This is a genomic window from Deinococcus radiotolerans, assembly GCF_014647435.1.
Classification (GTDB): domain Bacteria; phylum Deinococcota; class Deinococci; order Deinococcales; family Deinococcaceae; genus Deinococcus; species Deinococcus radiotolerans.
Genome location: NZ_BMPE01000009.1, coordinates 1 through 21678 on the forward strand (window position 1 = coordinate 1; position 21678 = coordinate 21678).

General features: G+C 70.2%; 6 protein-coding genes. 1 reads left to right on the forward strand and 5 read right to left on the reverse strand.

The genetic code is table 11. From position 1 onward, the window contains the following. Positions 1-700: 700 nt before the first annotated feature. The 4 genes from IEY63_RS14135 to IEY63_RS14150 form a co-directional block, all read right to left on the reverse strand. The gene (locus IEY63_RS14135; RefSeq protein WP_189069647.1) at positions 701-2611 is read right to left on the reverse strand and encodes a fibronectin type III domain-containing protein; all 1911 of its coding nucleotides are present in this window, start codon (positions 2609-2611) and stop codon (positions 701-703) included. Positions 2612-2664: 53 nt separating this feature from the next. Beyond that, entirely contained in the window at positions 2665-12186 is a 9522-nt protein-coding gene (locus IEY63_RS14140) for a PKD domain-containing protein (protein WP_189069648.1), read from the reverse strand. Beyond that, the gene (locus tag IEY63_RS14145; RefSeq protein WP_189069649.1) at positions 12183-13487 is read right to left on the reverse strand and encodes a hypothetical protein; all 1305 of its coding nucleotides are present in this window, start codon (positions 13485-13487) and stop codon (positions 12183-12185) included. The genes IEY63_RS14140 and IEY63_RS14145 overlap by 4 nt, the downstream gene beginning before the upstream one ends. Positions 13488-13685: 198 nt before the next feature. Beyond that, positions 13686-16955 carry an ATP-binding protein gene (locus tag IEY63_RS14150; RefSeq protein WP_189069650.1) on the reverse strand — a complete coding sequence of 1090 codons (3270 nt, stop codon included), beginning with the start codon at positions 16953-16955 and terminating at the stop codon, positions 13686-13688. Positions 16956-17915: 960 nt separating this feature from the next. Between IEY63_RS14150 and IEY63_RS14155 the strand changes: the two genes are divergently transcribed. Further along, the gene (locus IEY63_RS14155) at positions 17916-20096 is read left to right on the forward strand and encodes a DUF11 domain-containing protein (RefSeq protein WP_189069651.1); all 2181 of its coding nucleotides are present in this window, start codon (positions 17916-17918) and stop codon (positions 20094-20096) included. Between the two features lie 569 nt (positions 20097-20665). On the opposite strand, the gene IEY63_RS14160 is transcribed toward IEY63_RS14155, so the two are convergent. Then, positions 20666-21484 (reverse strand): class I SAM-dependent methyltransferase, encoded by an 819-nt coding sequence (locus IEY63_RS14160; RefSeq protein ID WP_189069652.1) that lies wholly within the window; start codon positions 21482-21484, stop codon positions 20666-20668. Between the last annotated feature and the right edge of the window lie 194 nt (positions 21485-21678).

A 21678-nucleotide genomic window follows, 5' to 3' on the forward strand; every position in this document is an offset into this window, starting at 1 on the left:
GCGGAGGCGGTGCCCAGGGCGAGGGCGGCGAGAACGGTCAGGCTCAGTGCGGATTTCTTCATGTGCTCTCCAGTGAGTGGACGTGGTGAACCTCACGGCTGAGCCGTCACGCTCGGTCGTTCAGAGGTGAAACAGGTGGGCTGTTATTGCTTCCCGATAATTGGTGAAGGCGCCTCTCAAAATTGTCACGGGAGATGGGTAAGGGGGTGCGCCGCCTGACCTAGTGCGGGCACGCAACCCGATAAGGGATGTGACGCTTGGACGATGGACAAAGCTGAGGTTGCCGGAGTGCGCGCTGGTCGCGTCCCTCGCGGTCTGTGCGCAGGGCCGCCTGTGCGGTTGAGGTGGGTGTGGCAGGCGTGGGTGCGTGAATGCCCCCACTGGGGTGAACTGGATCAAGGAGGGGGGCGCCCTAAGGAAAGCCCCCTGAATTGCTCAGGGGGCAGTGGCCTACCGTCCAGCGCAGGTGCGTTGTGTTCAGCGTAATGGTGGAGGGTTTGGACCCTTCTGTCAGGCGGCAGCCCCAGCAGCTGTTGTGTTCATAAGCTCCGCAGGGCGGAGGTGGTGACCATTCCTCCTCGGCCTACCACTGAGCGCCAGACGCGCTGGGTCCAGCCTGACGGTCCGGAGGTGCCAGTGGTCTGAACCGTCCTGGCACGGAAGCGGCGGGACTGCTTCCGTGCTCCGGGAGTTGCGTTGGTCAGGGCGTGGCGGAGGTCGGGGGGGTGGGGTCGCTGAAGTTGCCTGCCGCGTCCACTGCCCGCACAACGTACTGCGCGTCCGCTGTGCCCGCCGGGTCGGTGTACGTGGGGGTGCTCAGCAGGCCGGACAGTTCCAGGGGGTGCTGACCGCGCAGGCGGTACACGACGTACTGCCCGCCGGGCTGGCTGGCCGTCCAAGTCAGCTGCACGCCGCCCTGATTTGGCAGGAGGGCGGCGCGCAGCCCCGACACCTGCGAGCCGCCTGCTGGGGCGGGCCGGGTGGCGGTCAGGGGCGCTGATTCGGCTGAGCGGTTGCCGCTGCGGTCCACGCTGCGTAGGGTGTACGTGACCGTGCTGCCGGGCGCCGCGGTGGTGTCCAGGTAGGTGCGCGTGCCGGCCGGGAGTTGCGTGAGGACCGCTGAGGTGGTGGCGGTGGCGCGTAGCACCTCGAAGGTCTGCAGGTCGGGTACGGTCGCCTGCGTCCAGCTGAGCTGAATGCCGCCGGGCGTGGCGGTGGCGGCGGCGAGCAGGGGAGGGGGGGGCGGCGTGACGTCTTTCAGGACGCCAGTCACGGGCGCGGACAGCTCCGAATCCACCTGGGTGGTGTTCACGGCGACCACCTGGTAGCGGTACGGGGTCTGGACGCCCTGAGGGATCACGTCCGTGAAGGTGGGGTCTGTGAGGGGAAGGCCGGTCAGCAGCAGGGCCTCCGCGGGGGTCTGCGCGCCCTCGGAGCGGTAGACGCGGTATCCCAGCAGGTCCCCTTCCCGGTTGGGCGTCCACGTGAGCGTCAGGCTGGTTTCGGTTGCCGTGACGTTCAGGCCGCTGGGCGCGGCCGGTGGGGTGAGGTTCTGTCCGGTGGCGCCGGCCAGGGTGCTGCGGCCGCTGAGCTGACCGGTCTGGTCGGTGGTGGCCACGGCGTACAGGTAGGGGACGCCGCCCTGCACCTGATCGGCGAAGGTGCGGGCGTCGGCGGGCAGCGTGGCGATCACGGCCAGCTGATCCGGCGCCGGTCCGCGCAGCACGAGGACGGCGGTGACGCGTGGGTCGGGGTCCGCGGTCCAGGTCAGGGTCACCTTCCGGTTGCCGGGCTCGGCGCGCGTGAGGACGGGGGTGGGCAGGGGCGCGGCGGCGCTGAACGTGACGGGGGCGCTGGGTGCGGAGTCCCGCCCGAACAGGTCCACGCTGCTGACCTGATAACGGTACGTCTGCCCGGGCTGGGCGGTGGTGTCGGTGAACACGTCACCGCCAGCGCCGCCTGTCCGGAAGAACGGGGTGGGTTCCAGCGGCTGGAAGGGGCCCGTGCTGCCCGCGCGGGAGACCGTGTACGCCGCGACCAGGGCGCCCGGTTCCGTGGGGGGTGTCCAGCGCAGGCGGGGGGTGGCGCCGGGGAGCAGGGTCAGGTTGGTGGGGGCGGGTACGGGCGGGGTGGGGCCGGTGCGGAAGGTGGCGGTGCCGACCGGGGTGCGGGTGCGGTCCACGGCGTACACGGTGGCGGTGTAGGTGCCCTCGGGCAGGCCGATCAGGGTGGTCTGAATGCCGAGCGCCCGGGCGAAGGCGGGCCGGGCGACGACGTTCAGGGTGAAGATGGCCCGCCCCACGCGGTTATCGTCCGTGACGGGTGCGGTGTAGGTGGCGGTCACGGCGTCGTATTCGGGGCGCGTGAGCCCCAGCGCCGCCGAGTACGGCTGCGGGGAGGACACCGGGACGGTGCGGGTGGCGGCGCTGCCCTTGACCTCGATCACGAAGCCGCCGCTGGGCGTGGCGTCGCCGGGCAGGAACCACCGGAGCAGCGCGCCGTCCGGAGTGGGCAGCGCGGCCAGACCGGCTTTCGCCGTGGGGGTCTGCGCGTGGGCGGTGGGGACGGCGCCCAGGGTGGCAATCAGGATGAGCCTGCTGATGGTGTTCATGGGTGTCCTCGGGGCGGACCGCTCGGGCTGACGGGGAGGTCAGCCCGGGCGGTTCAGAATTTCACTGTGGCGTCCGTGCTGATGTTGATGTCGGGAATGACGGGCAGGCTCACGCTGGCGGACACTTTCCCTTTGAAGTACCGGTCGTCCTTGGCGATGTGGACGGCGCCTTCAAGGGTCATGCTGGCGCTGGCGCTGACATTGATGCCGCAGCCGCCGGCGCTGGCCGACGCGGTGGCGCCGAACTTCACGCTGCCGTCCAGCACGACGGGGCTGTACTGCACGCCGAACGCGGCGTCCAGTGCGGCGCTGGCCTTCAGGTTCCAGGACCAGCTGCACAGCAGGAGGCTGCCGCTGTTGCCGTACTCGAGGTTCCAATTGACGCCCGCGCCGACGTCCACGCGGGTGCTGTCGATCATCAGGTAGCCTTTGCCCTGCGGCATGTTCGGCAGCTGCACCGTGATGGGGCTGGCTTTCGTGCCGATGTACAGGTGCTGGTCGCTGCCGGAGAAGGGCACGTACAGTTCCATCGCGCCGCGCAGGGTCATCAGGTCGTACAGGTTCAGGTTAGCCACCCCGGCGCAGTTCAGGCCGCCGGGCGCGCTGAGGCTGCTGGATCCCACGCAGGCCTGCACGAGCAGTCGCCCGTCGGCGCTGGAATCGGTGGTGCTGCCGGCGGTCCCGGCGCCGGAGACGCTCAGCTGCGGCGCGGAGATGGACACCAGCGCGCGGCCGTTCGGGGTGCTCTGGTTCAGGGTTTCGCCCTTCTTGACCAGCCACGCGTCGGCGCGCATGTCGAAGGTGCCCACGTCATCGACCGTCAGGACGCCTTTGAGGTAGGGCTTGATGGGCGTGTCGATGTCCTGCTTCACGCTGAGCAGGGCCCCCGCCTGGAACATGGTGCTGGGACCGGCCGTGCGGAAGGCGGGCGCCTGGTCCAGGCCGCTGGGCCAGTCCATGTTGACGGTCAGGCCGCCCAGCAGTTCGTAGATCTCCACGCGCTTGGCGCTCAGCAGCGGCTTGCCCAGCTGCGCGTTGCCGCGGGCGTTCACGGTGATGGACCCGTACCCGACCGAACCGCTTCCGTCCTTGAAGTACCCGAAGTTCGTGCCGCTGAAGCGCCCGAAGACGGCCTTGGCATCCATGTTCAGCAGCCCGGCCACGCTCAGCGTGCCGGTACCGGTGAATTCCAGCAGACCCGCGCTGGTCAGGGCGCCCTTGAGGGTGATGTCGAACGGGACTTTCGCAAGCTGACCGGTCAGGTGGATGGCTTCGGTGGTGACGTTCACGTCCCGGCCGTCTTTGACCCAGAAGAAGGTCTTGGTGTCCGTGGTGTTCACGGGCAGCTGCTCGTTCACCTGCAGGCGGCCCTTGAGGCCCAGGGTGTACGAGCCGTCGCCCTGCCGTTCCACGCCGACTTCCGTCACGGAGTACGGGTACGCGAACAGGCTCGGCAGGCGGGCGTCGCTGACGGTGTCCCAGGTGCGGCCGTTCAGGGTGACGTTCCCGGCGCCGTCCAGGCTCAGGTTGTTCAGGGGCACCCGGTAGCCCTTGTCGCTGCTGCCCTCAAAGACGTTGAGCTGGGCGTTGGCGAACACGATCCGGGCGGCCGAGGCCTGGCCCGCGCTGCTGGTGACCGTCCAGACGCCCTCGCCGGGGGCGAGGCTGGTGCGGCCGAACACGTGGGTTTTCACGGTGCCGTTGGCTGCGGGGGTCAGGCGCTCCCCGCTTTTCGCGTTGGGATTCCAGCTGATCTTGATGGGCATCGACTCGTTGATCAGGGGCAGCGGGATGCTGCCGTCCCCCTCGGCGGCCGAGACGCGGCCCGAGAGCACCTTGAGTTGCAGGGCGTTCACGTTGACCGTCCAGCCCAGCAGGGTGGTGTTCAGCGCCCCCAGGTTCAGGGTGGTCTGGAATCCACCGGCGGTGTACGCCGCCGTCTGGGTGAGCGTGACGGGCGTGCTCAGCAGCGGAGAGCCGACCTTGATCTTCGCCGCGGGGAAGACCAGGCCCATCCAGTCGTTTGCTGGGGCGCCCGTGGTGCCGAAGGCGGCTGTCAGTTCGGTCGCGCTCTGCGCGGCTGACAGGTCCAGCGTGACGGCACTGGCGCTGAGGGTCAGCCCGTCCTCGGGCAGGGTGGCGGCGACCGGCACGCTGGGGTTCAGGATCGCGTACAGGTCGCCGGTCGCGGCGTTCAGGGGCGCGCCGGTCAGGGTGAGGGTGTTGCTGGCCGCCTGCACGCCGCTGTCGGTCAGGATGACCGTGCCGCTCAGGGTGCCGCCCTTCTCGTTCAGGGTGAGGGTTCCCAGGCGCAGGGTCACGTTGTTCAGGCGCGCCAGTTGCAGGTCGGAGTTGCCGAGGTTCACCGTGACGGGCGTCGGGGTCAGGGTCACGCGGGTCTCGCTCGCGTCGCGGGACGTGAAGACCTGGGTGGTCTGCAGGTCGGTGAAGGTCACGTCGTAGGTGCCTGCTTCCTTCCCGCCGACGATGAGGAGCACCGTGCCGCGCCCCGAGAACCGGCTGGGGTCCAGCGCCTGCACGTCTTTGACGTTCACCTTGAAGTCGCCGAACGACAGGACGGTGGGGGCGTTCAGGGCGTAGGTCAGTTCCGCCCGGGCGGTCAGGGGCTGGTCCGGGCTGCTGTATTCGAAGGTCAGGGTGTGCCGCCCGGTGCGCTGCTCGCTGAAGGTCTCCAAGAGTTCCGCCGTGTCGCGGTCCTCAGTCAGGTCCAGCGTCACCGTCTTGACCGGCTGGCCGTCCAGCAGCCAGCGTCCGTTCAGGCGGCCTCCACCCACGTAGGGCACGCGGACTTTCGCGGTGAAGTCCCCGGTGCTGGGCAGGGTGACGTTGTCACTGCCCGCGTTCGCGCCGCCCTGCTCCAGATTCAGGGCCACGCGGCCCAGCTCGAACCGGATCTTGACCTGCACGGGCAGCACGGCGCGGGTCGCCGCCAGGAAACTGCTGTCCCAGGTGCTCAGCGTCACGACGTACGGGCCTGAGCGTTGATACACGGAGAACGTGGTCGCCTCGCCGTTCACCGGCTGAAGATTCGCGCCCGTTCCGTTGCCGAAGTCGATCTTATAGTCCAGGCCGGGCAGCAGTCCGGTGATCCGGAACTGATACGTGCCGCCTCTGGCGTCCACGCTGGTGACTTGCAGGGCTTCCGTGGGGGGCAGGCCCACCACGACCTGGGCCTTCACTTCCGGAACGTCCACTTTCGGCTGATTCTGGGCGTTCAGGGTGACGGTGTACGTCCCGAAGGTGCGGTACGTGTGCGGCAGGGTCACGGCCGTCTGGCCCGTCACGGTCTCGCTGGTCCCGTCGCCCCACAGAACGCGGTACTGCACTGCGGGCAGCAGGCCGGTCAGGTCCGCCGAGACGGTCAGTGCGGGCCCGCCGCCCGTCAGGGTCAGGGCCGGCGCGGGCGCCGTGGTGGTCACGGGGATGGGCGTGGTGGGCACCCTCGGCGCCGTGAGGGTCACGGTGAAGGTGGTGGGCAGCCCGTAGGTGTGGGTTTTCAAAGCCGTCTCGCTGCCCGTCAGGGTCTCGGTGGCGCCGTCGCCCCAATTCAGGGTGTACGTCAGTTCCGGTTCCAGTCCCGCCAGCTGCGCGGTGGCCAGCAGGCCCTGCGCGCTCACGGTCAGGCTGCCGGCGGGCACGCTCAGCGTCACCGCCTGACGTCCTCCGCGGTGGTCGAGCAGCACGGTGTAGGTGTCCACCGCGCCGTAACGGTGCCGCAGGGTGGCCGTGGTGTCACCCGTGACCGTGGAGACGGGACTGCCGTCGCCCCAGTCCAGGGTGTACGTGACCACCGGGATGAGGCCGCTCAGGGTGGCGGTGGCGTTCAGCCGGTCCGACTGCACGGTGAAGGTCGGGGCGGGCAGGGTCACGTTCACCTGGTAGTCGCGTGAGGCGTACTGCCCCTGTGTCTCCTGCGTCCTGATGGCCGTCAGTCCTTCCTGCAGGTAGACGTGCGTGCGCTGCGCGCTGGCGACGCCGGTGATGGTGTCCGACGCGCCGCCCCCCCAGGTCAGGGTGTACGTCAGCGCGGGCACCAGGTCGGTCAGGGTCGCGGTGACGGTCTGTCCCACGATCACGTTCACGACGTACTGCACTTCCTGCGGCGTGACGGTCAGCACCGGCATGGGCGCGCTTACCAGCACGTCGGCCGTCACGGGCGCCACGCCCTCGCGGCTGACGGTCACGGTGAACGTGCCGGGACGGTCGTACGCATGACTGAGTTCTGCGGTGGCGCCGGTGGGCGTCAGGGTGTCGGTGGTGCCGTCGCCCCACGCCACGGTGTACGGGTCGCCGCTCAGCAGGCGGCCCAGCGTCAGGACCGCGGTCAACCGGGTGGTGCCGGTCAGCTGCGCCGTGGGGACCGGCAGGGCCGCAGTCACGGTCGCCGTGACGGGCGCGGTCGCCTCAGAGCGGAGGGTCACGGTGAACGTGCCCGGGAGCGCGTACGCATGCGTTTTCTGCGCTGTGGCCGAACCGGTCACGGTGTCGGCTGTGCCGTCGCCCCAGTCCACGGTGTACGTCAGCGCCGGGACCAGCGTGGACAGGTGCGCCGTGACGGTCTCCCGCACCAGCAGGGCGGCGGGCGCCACGTTCAGCGCGGGTGCGGGGGCGGTCACGCGGGTCGTTGCCGTCACGGCGGCCGTGTCCAGCGAGGTCAGCGTGAGGGTGAAGGTGCCCAGCGTCTGGTAGGTGTGACGCTGCTGCGCGGTGGTCGTGCCCACGGCCACCACGAACTGCCCGGTGGTGCCGTCCCCCCAGTCCAGGGCGAACCGGCCGCCCATCAGGTTCGACAGGTCCGCCGTGACGTCGCCGCCCAGGATGACGGCTGGCGTCACGGCCAGCACCGGCACGGGCGCCACGACCGTGACTGACAGCAGTAGGGCGTTCTGACTGCCGGCTGGGGTGACGGCAACGCCCTGCACGCCGGGCCGGGCGTAGGTGTGCGTCAACTGCGCGGTCGTGGCGGCCGCCGTGAACGTCTCGGCGTCGCCCAGGCCCCAGGTCACGACGTAGTCGTACCCGGCCAGCAGGCCCGAGAGGGTCACCGTGGCGGTCAGCGGCGCGGTGGCGGCGGCCGTCCCGGTCGGGGCAGGCACGCCGACACTGACGGGGGCGGACGTGACGGTCAGGCCACTGGAGGCCAGCACCACCGTGTACGTTCCGGCCGTCGCGTACGCGTGCGTGCGCTGCGCGTCCACGCTGCCGCTCAGCGTGTCCTCCGCGCCGTCCCCCCAGTTCAGCGTGTACGTCTGACCGGGGAACATGCCGCGCACGTCGGCCGTGACCGGCGCACGCACCGCCACCGCTCCGGGCGACACGGTCAGGCTCGCCAGTGGCACGGCGACCGTGATGACGGCCACGCCGGGCGTGCTGGCCGAACCGCGACTGGGCGGCGTCACTTCCACCCGGAAGTCGCCGGGGCGGGCGTACGTGTGCACCAGCCCAACGCTGGCCGCGCCGGACGGGTTCTGGAAGGTCTCGACCGTGCCGTCTCCCCAGTCCACGCGGTAGGCGTCCACGCCCGAGACCGTGCGCATCAGGTTGCTGACCGTCATCGTGACCTGCAGGTCACGGTGCACGAACGTCAGGACCGGGACGGGCACCTGGTAGTTCACGGTGACCGTGCCCTGCTCGGCTGCGCCGCCCGCTGGGGGCGTCACGGTCACCACGTAGGTTCCGTTCCGGCTGTACTCGTGGGTGAGGTTCAGCGGGGTGCTGCCCGGTGACAGGACCGTCTGGGTACTCCCGTCGCCCCAGTCCACGGTATAGGTGGCCGGGGCGGGCGCCAGGTTCCCCACGGTCAGGGTGACCACGCGCTGCTCCTGCGTGAAGGTCAGGGTCGGGCGGGGCACGGTCACGGTCACGGTTCCCGTGAGGGCCGTCACGCCCGGTGCGCTCAGGTTGACCGTGAAGGTCCCGGCGGTCGCGACCTGACCGGCGGTGAAGACGTGCGTGCGGGTGGTGGAGGCGACGCCCGTGACGGTGTCTGCCGTGCCGTCCCCCCAGTTCAGGGTGTAGGTCAGGGTCGGCGCGAGGCTGCTCAGCGTGGCGGTGACCGGTTGTCCCAGCGCCGCGTCCGTGGGACTCAGACTCAGTGAGGCGACGGGGGCCGTGACGGTCACGGTCGCGTCGGCGCGCTCTCCGCTGCTGAGCGTCACGCGCGTGAGGTAGGTGCCGGGCTGCGCGTACGTGTGCGTGCGCGTCGCCTGCGCCGCTCCCGTGACCGTGGCGAGCGTGCCGTCCCCCCAGTCCAGGGTGTACGTCAGGGTGGGGATCAGTTCGGTCAGGGTGGCGGTTGCCGTCAGGTCGCGCGCCGTCACGGTCAGGACCGGCGGGGCGCTCAGCTGCGCCGACGCGAGCACGGCGGTCATGCCCGGGGCGGTCAGGCGCACCGTGACGGAGGCGGGCTGGGCGTACGTGTGCGTCTGCTGGGCCGAGGGGCCTGTCGCGGTGATGGGGTCGGTGGTGCCGTCCCCCCAGGTCAGGGTGTAGGTCTGTCCGGTCACCAGCTGCGTCAGGGCGGCGGTCACGGTCAGGCGCTGGACGCTCAGGTTCAGGCCAGCGGTGGGGAGGGTCAGGGTGACGGTGGTAGTCACGGGGGCGCCGCCCTGCGGGGTGAGCTGGATGGTCACGGTGCCGGGCTGGGCGTAGGTGTGGGTGAGCTGCGCGGTGGCGGCGGTAGGGGTCAGCGTCTCGGTGGCGCCGTCTCCCCAGGCCACCGCGTAGCTGTAGCCGGGCACCAGTGCGCGGAGATTCAGCGTGGCCGTCAGGGCGCTGCCTGCCGCGCTCAGGGTGGGGACGGGGACGGGGACGGTGACGGTGAGGGTGGCCGTCACGGGGGCAACGCCCGGCGCGGTCAGGGTGACGGTGAAGGGACCGGGCTGGGCGTAGGTGTGGGTTTTCTGGGTGCCGGTCGAGCCGGTGACGGGGTCGGTGGTGCCGTCGCCCCAGTCCAGGGTGTAGGTCAGGGCGGGCACGAGGGTGCCCAGGGTGGCCGTGACGGTCTGACGCACGGCGGGACTGGCTGGGGTGAGGACGAGGGTGGGGGTGGGGGCGGTGAGGGTGACGGTGGTGGTCACGGGAGCGCCGCCCTGCGGGGTGACCTGGATGGTCGCGGTGCCGGGCTGGGCGTAGGTGTGGGTGAGCTGCGCGGTGGCGGCGGTGGGGGTCAGCGTCTCGGTGGTGCCGTCGCCCCAGTCGAGGGTGTAGGCGTACGCGGGCACAAGGTTGCCCAGGTTCAGCGTCGCCCCCAGGCCGCTGGCCACACTGCTGGCCGTGGGGGCGGGAACGGTGACCGTGACGTTAGCCGTGCTGGGGGCCGTGCCCGGCGCCGACAGCGTGACGGTGAAAGTGCCAAGCTGGGCGTAGGTGTGGGTTTTCTGGGCGTCGGTCGAGCCGGTGATGGTGTCGGTGGTGCCGTCGCCCCAGTCCAGGGTGTACGTCAGGGCGGGCACGAGGGTGCTGAGTCTGGCCGTGACGGCCTGCTGGAGCGGGATCACGCTGGGGGTGATGGTGAGCGCTGAATTCGGGGCGTTGAGACTCACGGTCGTGGTGACCGGTGGTGCGCCCTGCGGGGTGACCTGGATGGTCACGGTGCCGGGCTGGGCGTAGGTGTGGGTGAGCTGCGCGGTGGCGGCGGTAGGGGTCAGCGTCTCGGTGGCGCCGTCTCCCCAGGCCACCGCGTAGGGATGGCCGCTGAGCAGGTTGCCCGCGTTGAGGGTGACGGTCAGATCCGTGACGCTGGCATTCAGGGTGGGGACGGGGACGGTGACGGTGAGGGTGGCCGTCACGGGGGCGACGCCCGGCGCGGTCAGGGTGACGGTGAAGGGACCGGGCTGGGCGTAGGTGTGGGTTTTCTGGGTGCCGGTCGAGCCGGTGACGGGGTCGGTGGTGCCGTCGCCCCAGTCCAGGGTGTAGGTCAGGGCGGGCACGAGGGTGCCCAGGGTGGCCGTGACGGCCTGCTGGAGCGGGATCACGCTGGGGGTGATGGTGAGCGCTGAATTCGGGGCGTTGAGACTCACGGTCGTGGTGACCGGTGGTGCGCCCTGCGGGGTGACCTGGATGGTCGCGGTGCCGGGCTGGGCGTAGGTGTGGGTGAGCTGCGCGGTGGCGGCGGTGGGGGTCAGCGTCTCGGTGGTGCCGTCGCCCCAGTCCAGGGTGTAGGCGTACGCGGGCACGAGGTTGCCCAGGTTCAGTGTCGCCCTCAGGCCGCTGCTCGCGGCGCTGAGCACCGGAATTGGAGCTGAGGCGGCTGTCACGGCCGTCACGGGGGTGGTGCCCGGGGAGGTCAGGGTGACGGTGTAGGGGCCAGGTTGGGCGTAGGTGTGGGTTTTCTGGGTGCCGGTCGAGCCGGTGATGGTGTCGGTGGTGCCGTCGCCCCAGTCCAGGGTGTACGTCAGGGCGGGGGTCAGCTGGCCCAGGGTGGCCGTGACGGGGTCGCTGGTGCGGCCACTGGTGGGGTCAAGGGTGAGGGTGGCGCCGGGCACGGTGAGGCTGACGGTCGTGGTGATGGGCGGCGCGTCCTGCGGCGTGAGCTGGATGGTCGCGGTGCCGGGCTGGGCGTAGGTGTGGGTGAGCTGCGCGGTGGCGGCGGTGGGGGTCACTGTCTCGGTGGTGCCGTCGCCCCAGCCCAGGGTGTAGGTGTACGCGGGAACAAGGTTGCTCAGGTTCAGTGTCACGGTCAGGCCGCTGCTGGCGGGTGTGACGGTGGGGACAGGCACGCTGACGGTCACGGTGCTCACGGCGGGCGCGGTGCTGGCGCTGCTCAGCGTGACCGTCATGGCCCCGGGGCGCGCGTACGCGTGCGTCTTCTGGGCGGTGACGGCCCCGGTGACGGTGTCGGTGGTGCCGTCGCCCCAGTCCAGGGTGTACGTCAGGGCCTCCACGAGGTTGTCCAGGGTGGCCGTCACGGGCTGCTGCACGGCGGCGGCTGACAGGTTCACGTTCAGGATGGGCGTGGCGTAGGCGACGGTGACCGTCGTGGTGGCCAGGGGCGCGGTGCCGCCGGGCGAGTCGCTGAGCGACACGAGGATGGTGTACGTGCCGGGTTGCGCGTACTCGTGCGTCACCTGCAGCGGATCCATTTCCGGATAGCTGTTCTGGTCGGTGCCGTCACCCCACTCGATCCTGTAGTACGTGCCGATCAGGACGTCCTGAATGCTCAGGGTGGCACTCAGTCCGGTGGGCACGGCGCTGAGCTTCGGGACGGGCATGGTCACGTTCAGGGCCTGCACGGCGGTCGTGATCCCCGGGGCGCTGACGCTCACCGTGTACGTGCGGGGCTGGAAGTACGTCTGGGTGTACTGGACCGTGGCCGCTCCGGTCCGGTCCTCGATGATGCCGTTGCCGAGGTCGATGGTGTACGTCACGTCCGGGTCGAGACCGGCGATGTCAATCGTGACGGGCTGACCGGGCCGGGTCTGGTCGGGCGTGAAGGTGATGGTCGGACTGACCTGCGCGGACGCGAAGCTGGCCAGTGCGAGGGCCAGCAGCGTCAGCCAGCGCAGCAGGGCCCAGGGCGCGGCGCGCCCCCGGGGAAGGGAAGTGAGGGTCATGGGGTCTCCTGATCAAAGCGGTACCGCAGGCCCAGGCCGTACCGGTAGGTGGCGGGTGTGGCGGCGGCCGACTGCTCGTAGCGGGCGCTGGCACTCAGGTCCAGTCGGGGCGTGACGGCGTAGTTCACGGTCAGGTCGGCGCGGCCCGTGATGGGCTTCTCGGGTCCGCTGTGGTTCAGGCCCAGGCCCACCTGGGCGTTGAGGGCGCCGCTGGTGTAGCTGAGGGTGCCGGTGGCGGAGGCGCTGGTGGTTGTCGGGGCGCGGGTGTAGCTCAGGTTCAGGCTGCCCTGCCAGGGCTGCTGCTGGCCGCTGAGGTTCGCCTGAGCCGTGAAGGTGGGGGTCGTGTCGGGTGGAAGCGCGAGGCTGGTGGTCACCCCGAAGCTCAGGCCGCCGGCCTTTGCGCTCACGTCAGCGGCGACGGTCGGGGTCCGGGTGCTGGGGGCGTAGGTGGCGCTGGTGCCCAGCGCGAGCCGTTCGCTGACCGTCAACCGGGTGCCGGCCCCCAGCGTGAACCGGTTCGTGCTGGTGGCGGCGGTGGTCTGAAGGTGCCAGCGGCCCGTGGTGTACGCCAGGGTGCCGCTGGCGCTCAGGGGGCTGCCCTGGGTCAGGGCCACGGTGGCGGTGCCCGTCAGGTTTGGTTGCAGTCGGGTGCTGCCGCCGGCGGTGACGTTCCAGCGGGTGCCCGCCTTCTGCAGGTTCAGGCTGGGGGCAAGGTAGGCGCTGGTGCCGTCGCGCGCGTACGACAGGGCGCCGCTGACGGCGCCGCTCCACAGGGGGCTGGCTTGCTGGCGCAGGCTCACCGCGGTGGTGGTGGCCGTGGTGGAGAGATTCAGCTCCCGTGTCAGGCGCGCGCTGCCGGCCACGCCGAGCGTGTGGCTGCTGTAGGCCGAGGTGGGCGAGGCGCTGCTGGACAGCGAGTAGAAGGTCGTGACGGCGGTCAGGGCCGCGCCGCTGCCGGGGAGGGCCGGCACGTAGGTGTAGACCAGGGTGGCGCCCAGGTCGCTGCGTGCGGCGGCCAGGTCGGCGCTGCGGCGGCCGGTGGCCTGTAGCGTGTGGCGCGGCTGGGTGTAGCGGATGCCGAAGGTGGCGGCGGTGCGTTCGGCGCTCAGGTCGACCGTGATGGCGTCGCGGCTGCCCCGGGGCGTCTGGTAGTGCAGGGTGACGCTGGCGCTGTCCCGCAGGTCCAGTGGGGCTGGGACGCTGTAGAGGCGCAGCTGCACGCTCCCTTCCGCCTGCGCGGCGCTGCTGAGGGCCAGGAGCAGGGAAATGATCCAGGGAACAGGGGGGTGGTGGGCGGTCATGAACTCCTTGAGGTGCGTGGAGAGGACGCCGTCAGGGCGCCGGAGCTGTGAGGCGTCTGTCCCGTGTCCATGACGGCGGCCCACCGTCCGGTGAGGGTGCGGTGGGCGGCGCCGTTATGAAGCGGGATTCAGGACCCGCACAGAAATCTCATGGATGCAGCCTAGAGCTTCACGCGTTATTGAAGCGTTATGCCCCCGTCAGATGAATTGCGTCAGCAGCTCTGCTGGGACCTGCTCCCGCAGGACCGCGGCCAGCTGCTCCGCCTGCACCGTCCAGGGGCCACCGGACGCGGCCAGGGCACGCACGGCGCGGTACTCGACCTCCAGCATGCCCCGGTCGTGGGCCAGCGCGGCCGCCTCCCGCAGGTCGGCCGCGCTGTTCGGGGCACCCGGCAGGGACGCGCGCAGCACCAGACTGCGCGCCAGGAACTCGGCCATGTCAGTCTCACGCGACAGGTCCACGGCGGTGTCCGTCAGGGCCAGAGCCAGGGCCGCCTGCCCATCCAGCGCCGCGACCTCCGCCCGGGCCTGCAGGGTCAGCACCAGGGTCAGGGGATAGTTCAGGCCGTCCGCCAGCGCCTGCGCCTGCGCCGCCCACTGCGTCACGGCGGGATGCTCCTGCATCCGGGCGGCATACACCAGGGCCGACAGCAGCAGCGACAACCGCACCGGATCCCCCACCTCCTGCGCCAGCGGCAGGGCGGGCGCCATGACCGCCACCGCCTCCTCGAATCGGTTCAGGCGCAGCCAGAGCCCACCCTGCCGGTGCACGACGTCCAGCTGGTGCGGTGGGTAGGCGCTGAGGACCGGCGCAGCCGCTGCCAGCTCGGCCTGCGCCTTATGCGCGCGCCCCTGACTGATCGACACCGTGGCCAGATGCGCCAGCCGCACCGCCGTCTCGAACGGCGAATCCGTCTCGGGATCAGCGGCGCTGAGCAGCGCCTCGGCCTCTGACAGCCGGCCCAGCGACCAGTATGTCCAGCCGAGGTTCCACGCATACCACGTCGGCACGCCCTGGCCAGCCAGCGTGACCTGCCGGTGGAATTCCTCGTACAGTGCCGCGGCCTCCACGAAACGCCCGGCGGTCCAGAGCAGCAGGGCATGCTCGTTGATCAGTTCGCCCCGTTCCGGCGCAAGCCCCTGCGCCGCCCGGATCGCCGCTTCCGCCTCTGCCCGCCGCCCCGCACGCAGCAGCACAGCAAAGCGGGTGCGCCACAGGTCCGCCTGCTCCGCCGCCGGCAGCGCGGGCGCCAGCGCCGTGGCCTGCTCGATCTGCGCCAGTGCGTCCGGCAGTCGCCCGCGCAGGCGGTACAGTTCGGCCAGCGCGGCGTGCAGGCGCGCCGCGAGCCGGGGCCCCGGCCCAGCCTGCACGCCCAGGCGCAGCGCGTCCTCTGCCGCCTCGGGGTCACTGCCGCGCAGCGCCAGCCCCCGCCCCAGCAGCGCCTCAGCGCGCACCTCGGGCTCCGGGTGGGTCCGCAGCACCCGCTGGAACTGCTGCGCGGCGTCCACCCAGGCGCCGACGTTCAGGGCCAGCCACCCGGCGCTCAGCCAGTGCGGCGCGCTGCGTTCTGGCCGCCCGGCCGCCTCCCAGTGCCGCGCCACGCGCTCCGCGGACGGCGCGTCGTCCACGAGGGACTCCAGGTACGTCGCCACATCCGCATGCAGCGCCGCCCGGATGGGCTGGGGCAGGCCAGTCAGGGCCGCCTGCAGGATCAGGTCGTGCGTGAACCCGGACTGGTTCATGAGCTGAGTCGCCTCCAGTTCCGCCCAGGGCGCCACCAGATCCAGCGGGTGACGCCCCAGCAGATGAGCCGCCAGGGCCACACTGAACTCCGGACCCGCCACGGCCGCCAGCTGCGCCAGCCGCAGCGCCGGCAGGGACACGTGACCAAGCCGGCGCTGCAGGGTCGGCAGCAGCTGAACCGGCACCGGCAGCGCCGCCAGCTGGGCCGCCGGTCCCGGCAGGGCCCGCTGGTCCGAGAGCGTCCGCAGGGTCTCCAGAACGAACAGCGGGTGCCCGCCCGTGTGACGCCACAGCGCCTCCCCCAGCGGCGCACTCTGCGGCGCCCCAGCGTGACGGAGGAACGCCCCGGTCAGGGCCTGCACCCCCTCACCGTCCAGCGGCCCCAACTGCACCAGACCCGCCTGACGCGCCTCAGCCAGCCGCGTCAGCGCCGCCCGCCGGTCCGGCACCCACTCCTCGTCGCGCACGGTCATACCCACCGGCACCCGCAGGTCCAGCCAGGCCGGCTGCGCCGCCACGAACAGCCACGCCTGCCAGCTCAGGTCATCCAGCCACTGCACGTCATCCAGCAGCACGCTCCGCAGCCCCCCCTGACCGGCCGCCGCCACGGCCTGCACCGTCAGGTGCGTCACGGCCTCCAGGAACCGGCGCTGCGCCTGCGGCGAGCTCGGCGGCTCCGTCCGCGCGGCCCCCGGCCACACGCCAGGCAGCACGGAACTCAGCTCCGCCTGCACCCAGCGCTCCACCAGCCGCGGACCCTGCCACTTCAGCAGGAGCTTCAGCCACCGGCTGAGCGCCCGGTACGGCACGTCCTCATCTCCGGGCTGCGCCGTCAGCGTCAGGACCGGCCCCCGAGTCCGGAGCACCTCACCCAACAGCCTGGTCTTCCCCACGCCGGGCGGCCCACTGACGACCACCACGCTGCACGTCTCGACCAGCCGGTCCAGCATCGCCCACTCCTGCGCGCGGCCCGCCAGCGGCGCCTGCCACGGCCCGGCCGGCAGCGGCTCCGGACTCAGACCGGCCGGCGCGGCGCCCCCGATCAGGTCCGCCAGCGCCCGCGTTTCCGGCAGGGGCGGCACCCGCAACTCCTGCCACAGCAGCGTCTCACACGTCCGGAAGGCCTCCAGCGCGGCGTGCCTTTCCCCCAGGGCCGCGTGCAGGGTCATGCGCTGCCGGTACGCCGCTTCCGACAGGGGCTCCAGGCTCAGAAGGTCCCCGGTCAACGCCAGCGCCCGCCGCATCTCCCCGGCGCCCTGCGCCGCGTGAATCTCCTCCCACAGGGCCGCGCGGTGCAGCGCCTGCTGCCGCTCGCGGTGCACCCGCAGCCACTCGGCCACGTCCGGGCAGTCACTCAGGTCCTGACCATCCAGCAGATCACCAGGCCAGGTCACCCCCTGCTGCCCATGAAACGCCCGCCACTCGAACGCCGCCACGTCACACTGCACGTCCGGCCCCAGGTGCAGGTCCGCCGCTCCGGTCAGCACCGCCGGGCCAGCCAGCGCCCGGAGCCGCCAGACCGTCTGCCGCAGATTGGTGCGGGCCGTCCGCTCCGGCACATCCGGCCACAGCAGCCCGGCCAGTCTGGCCCGCGGCGTCTGGCCCTCCAGGCACAAGTAGGCGCACAGCGCCGCCGCCTTACGCTCAAGGGGGTGCACCTGCCCATTCACGGTGACCGTCGGACGTCCCAGCAGATTCAGGTGAACGAGGACGGAACCGGGCACACCGCACAGTATGGGGGAAGACAGCTTGGCCACACTGGGACTCAGAGCGCCGGCGTGTGCAACTCAATCCGCTGAGCCCTGAACGTTTGGCCCCCTCCCTCTGGTGAAACCGGCAACCATCAGCAGGCGCCTCAAACCGTTGGCTCCCTGTTCTGGGTCTACGAGCCAGAAGTGCGCTGGTCAGCAGTCTGAATCAAGCTCTATCAACACAGGTTAATTCGCCTTCCACTTGGGACCTCCAGCCCTCCTTCACTGAAGACCAGCCGATATCCATGATCCGGCTTTCCTAGTACAAGGCATGCGCAGACTTCAGGAGGGACAACGGAGGATGCACGACCGGACCGCGTGGCGTAGGGATGATGAGCCCGAACGGCAGATGTTGCTCAGGAACACGTCAACTGTGCCTGGGCTCAGGCATGTTCACAAGGATCAGGTTGCCCCCTGGGCGGAGGGAGCAGACCATCCATTCGGAGGTTTTGTTTTGGCTTGGGTTCGTCAAAACCTATAGCTCAGGAGTAGGGAAGCAGGCGCTGGCTCATTCCAGCCGGCCTGAGAGATGCTGAAGCGTGACCATCAGTCGAGACACCCTCAACGATGTGAGCCGAGTGTGCAGCTCACGGTTCGTGCGTGCGAGCTTGACCGAGGAGAGCCGCTCTGTCAGATCTGTGTAATAGAAATAGCAATCTGACACGCTAAAAACAGTCGGCGGAAGCTATTACAGTTGAGCTGATGATCTTCAGAACTGCCCTCTTGGCTTTGACTCTCCTCCTGGCTCCAGGGGCCGCGGTGGCCGCTGGGTGTTCCGATCCGGGCAGGGACGGACCCGCGTTCATCGCGAATTCCTATTTCCCTGGGGTGGCCAGCGCCAGCGCCCAGGGAAGGACAGTCACCATCGGCACGCTCCGCTCCGGTGGAGGCACGACCGCCATTGCGCCCGGGGATCAGATCTTCCTGATTCAGATGCAGGATGCCGACATCAACGCGGCGGGCGGTAACCTCACGAACAGCAACGTCACCACGTACGGCGATGGCAGCACCGGACGGGGCTACACCGCGCTGAACAACGCGGGCCGATACGAGTTCGCGGTGGTGACGGCTGTGAACGGCACGACCCTCACGCTGCGTGATCCCCTTCAGTACAGTTACCGGACCGAGCCCGCCGGTACCACGGCGCGGCGAAGCTTCCAGGTGATCCGGGTCCCGCAGCTGTCCAGTGTGACCCTGACCTCATCTGTCGCGCCGCCCGTCTGGAACGGTGAAACGGGCGGCGTCCTGGTGCTGGACGCGGCAGGCACCATCAATCTGAACGGACAGACGATCAGCGCCGACGCGGCCGGGTTCCGGGGCGGCGGGAGCTTTCTGGGTGGTTCGCTGACTGGACAGGGCGTCAGCGATTACGCCAATACCTACGTGACTACAAACTCGCGCGGGGCGATGAAGGGCGAAGGTGTCGCCGGCACACCCACGCTGGTTCGGGGCGCCACGGTGTCGAACGGTTACTCCGGGGTGTCGGCCGGTCTGGCCGCCAGTGACCTGGGGTACCCGAACGCCTTCGTGGTGGCCCGCGGCGCGCCCGGCAATGCTGGTGGGGGCGGCACGCAGCACAACGCGGGCGGCGGCGGGGGCGGTGGCGTCGGCATGGGCGGGAAAGGCGGGTACTCGTATGGCACGTACTCGACATCCAACTCGGGCTCCTGCCGGGTGCTGACCTCTGGCGGCACCACCTACTACTCCTGCGGCGGTGACGGCTCGCGGGACGTGGGCGGCCTGGGCGGCGTGGGGATCACGCCGGACGCCACCCGACTGATTGTCGGTGGTGGGGGCGGCGCAGGGGACAGCAACAACTCGTCCGATAATCCGGGGACCGCCCAGAACAGTGGGGGAACAGGCGGCGGCGCAGTCTTCATTCGAGCGCAGGCGTTAACAGGGACAGGGCTGATCAGCGCGAATGGTCAGGATGCGCAGTCCGCTGGACGCGACGCCGCCGGTGGGGGCGGAGCCGGCGGCGTGATTGCGCTGGCGCTCGGCGCCGGAACCGTGAATGCCTCTCTACAGGTTCGCGGCGGCGCGGGTGCCAACTCTGGCCTGCCGCTGCGGGGCGGTGAGACGCAGGGCACCGGTGGTGGCGGCGGCGGCGGCGCGGTTCTGCTGGCCACCGGGGTAAGTGTCAGCAGCGCCAACGTGACGGGAGGAGGAGCAGGCGTGAACACGCCCAACACGGGGATCAGCAACACCTACGGCTCACAGGCAGGCGACGGCGGCAAGGGACAGCTGGTCTACGACAACGCTCAGGCCCCACTGCCCGGACAGTGCGTGCCCCTGCTCACCGTCGAGAAAAAGACCTCAACGCCGACCCGCTTCGTGAACAGTACGGTCGCCACGTACACCCTGACGGTCCGCAACGCGGCGGGTCGCAGCGCGGCGCAGAATGTCACGGTGCGGGATCCGGCGCTGCCGCCCGCCTTCGCCTACGGCTCGACCAGCGCTGTTGACCTCCTGAACGGCGCGACCCGGACCGTGACAACCAATCCGGCCCCAGGGCAGACCAGCCCGAGCTGGCCCACCTTCGTCCTGCCGGGCGGCAGCAGCGTCACGCTGACCTTCGACGCCACACTCACCAGTCCCGCCCCTGGCACCTACCAGAACGCAGCGGACGCACTCTACCTGGATCCAGCCCGGACGACCACGACCGGAACTCTGACGGCCACCTACGATTCGGCCAGCAGCGCAGCGGAGGACATCACGGTGTACACGCTCCCCCAGGTGAACTTGGAGAAATGGGTGCGGAATGTGACCCGGACCGGCGCCTTCCAGAAGGTCAGCAGCGGCTACCCCGGTGACGTCGTGGAATATTGCATCAATTTCGTGAACGTGGGCGGGTACGCGGCTAATGGATTCACTTTGGTAGACAGCACCCCCGCAAACACCACCATTCAGCTCGGTGCCTACGGGGCCGGTCAGGGCGTCCGTCTGTCACCGACACCGGTGACGGGCACAAGCACCCAGTCCCCTACAGGAACAAACCTGACGTCCGCTGCGGATACCGATGCTGGAACGCTGGACGGCACAGGCCTGCGGTACGTCACGAATCTGGCGGTCGGAGCGAACGGGAGCGTCTGCTTCCAGGCGAAGATCAATTAAGGACCGCTCACGCAGGTGCAGGATGAGCAACCGGGAGAAGGCGCCACCTTCCCCCGGTTGCTTTTGAGACCGTGCACGCAGAGGAGATCGCGTGGTTCACCGCGCAGCGACGGATCATCTCCGGAGCGTGACCCCTGCCAGTAGCCAACCGCCTCTCGCACCTTGCAGACCGCTCAGGGATCTGCCCACTGAGATGCCTGCCGGGCGCGGTTCACGCCCCTGCTCCTTGCCGTCAGGCCACGCTTGTCGCCTCTCCTGTGCAGGCTGCCCGTGCCCATCCCGCTTCTGCGCCCCAAGTGGTCAGGCCGCGTCTTCCGAGGGAGCGAAGTGCAGACCGACCATCTCGACCGGACGTCCACTCAAACCGGAGCAGTCGCGCCGTGTAGGAGGTCGGTGAAGCGGACCGGCAGGCGAAAGCAGTTGTCCGAGCGTCAGCTGTTCTGAGGCGCGGCGTACGTAAGCCCGAAGTGATTGCCTTGGCGGGTCACCGCGCCCCACTCGGTTACGCTTCATTCCTGCAAGGATCGAGAATACGACCTGTCCGGCGTCATCCGGTTCGCCCGACGGCTCTACCGCGTGGCGCTGACCAGCACAGCCTGCATCCATCCCTGGAGGGGTCCCGGACCGAAACGGCGAGTCAGGGCGGCGGTGGCCGCGTCTGTGGCCTCAACCAGGCAGCCGGGACCGCGCGCCTCTATCTCGCCTCGCAGGGGCGTGCCCTGACAGAAGGCCACGGCTGGCCAGCGTGGCGAGTCCGCGTGACTGGATTCGCTTACGGTGACGAATTCAGGTTCTCGCTCGAACCCTCCCCCCGCCAGGTCCCGGGCGATGATGGCCAGGTCGTGGTAACCGTGCGGGACGCGCGCCATGAACTGCGGTGGGTCCTCAGGGAAGACGTCGTTCATGGCCTGCTGGACCTCGTGCGCGAACTCGTTGCGCTCCAGACGGTCCCAGACGGAGAACAGCAGCTGCCCGCCTGGCCGCAGGACCCGGCGCGCCTCGGCGAAGGCCCTGGCCCGGTCGGGGAAGAACATCACGCCGAACTGGCAGACGACGAGGTCGAACGTGGCGTCCGGGAAGGGCAGGTGCTGCGCGTCGGCCTGCGCCCACTCGACTGGCCGCGGTGTTCCCGTGGCGGCGGCCTGATCGAGCATGGGCCGGTGCAGGTCCGTGGCCACGATGGAGACATGGGCGGGCAGGTCCCGCGCGAGCCGCCGGGTGAGGACCCCTGTGCCCGCCGCCACCTCCAGAACCCGGGTGGGTGCCCGGGCCACCACGCGCGCGGCGAGGACAGCGGCGTACGGCTCAAAGATCAGGGGCACCATGTACTGCTCGTAGAGCTGCGGGACGGAACCGTCGAAGCGGCTGTCGTGGCGTGCAGAATCCATGTGGCCATCCTTTCCCGTCGGTGCGGCGCACGGCCGTTCAGGGGGCGGGACCCAGTGGGCGGCGGACCCCCGGGCCAGGGACAGGCGCGGTATCCGCACCCCCAGCGTACTCCCGGGCGTCACCTGCTCCTGCTGCCTTTCAAATGCTTCAACCGAAGAGTGCTGGACGCGCGTCGTCAGGGATCTAAGTGGGC

What these genes read in the sequence shown, in the direction of transcription:
- IEY63_RS14135 (WP_189069647.1), bottom strand. Translation starts at nt 2,611, where the DNA reads ATGAACACCATCAGCAGGCTCATCCTGATTGCCACCCTGGGCGCCGTC.
- IEY63_RS14140 (WP_189069648.1), bottom strand. Translation starts at nt 12,186, where the DNA reads ATGACCCTCACTTCCCTTCCCCGGGGGCGCGCCGCGCCCTGGGCCCTG.
- IEY63_RS14145 (WP_189069649.1), bottom strand. Translation starts at nt 13,487, where the DNA reads ATGACCGCCCACCACCCCCCTGTTCCCTGGATCATTTCCCTGCTCCTG.
- IEY63_RS14155 (WP_189069651.1), top strand. Translation starts at nt 17,916, where the DNA reads ATGCAGGATGCCGACATCAACGCGGCGGGCGGTAACCTCACGAACAGC.
- IEY63_RS14160 (WP_189069652.1), bottom strand. Translation starts at nt 21,484, where the DNA reads ATGGATTCTGCACGCCACGACAGCCGCTTCGACGGTTCCGTCCCGCAG.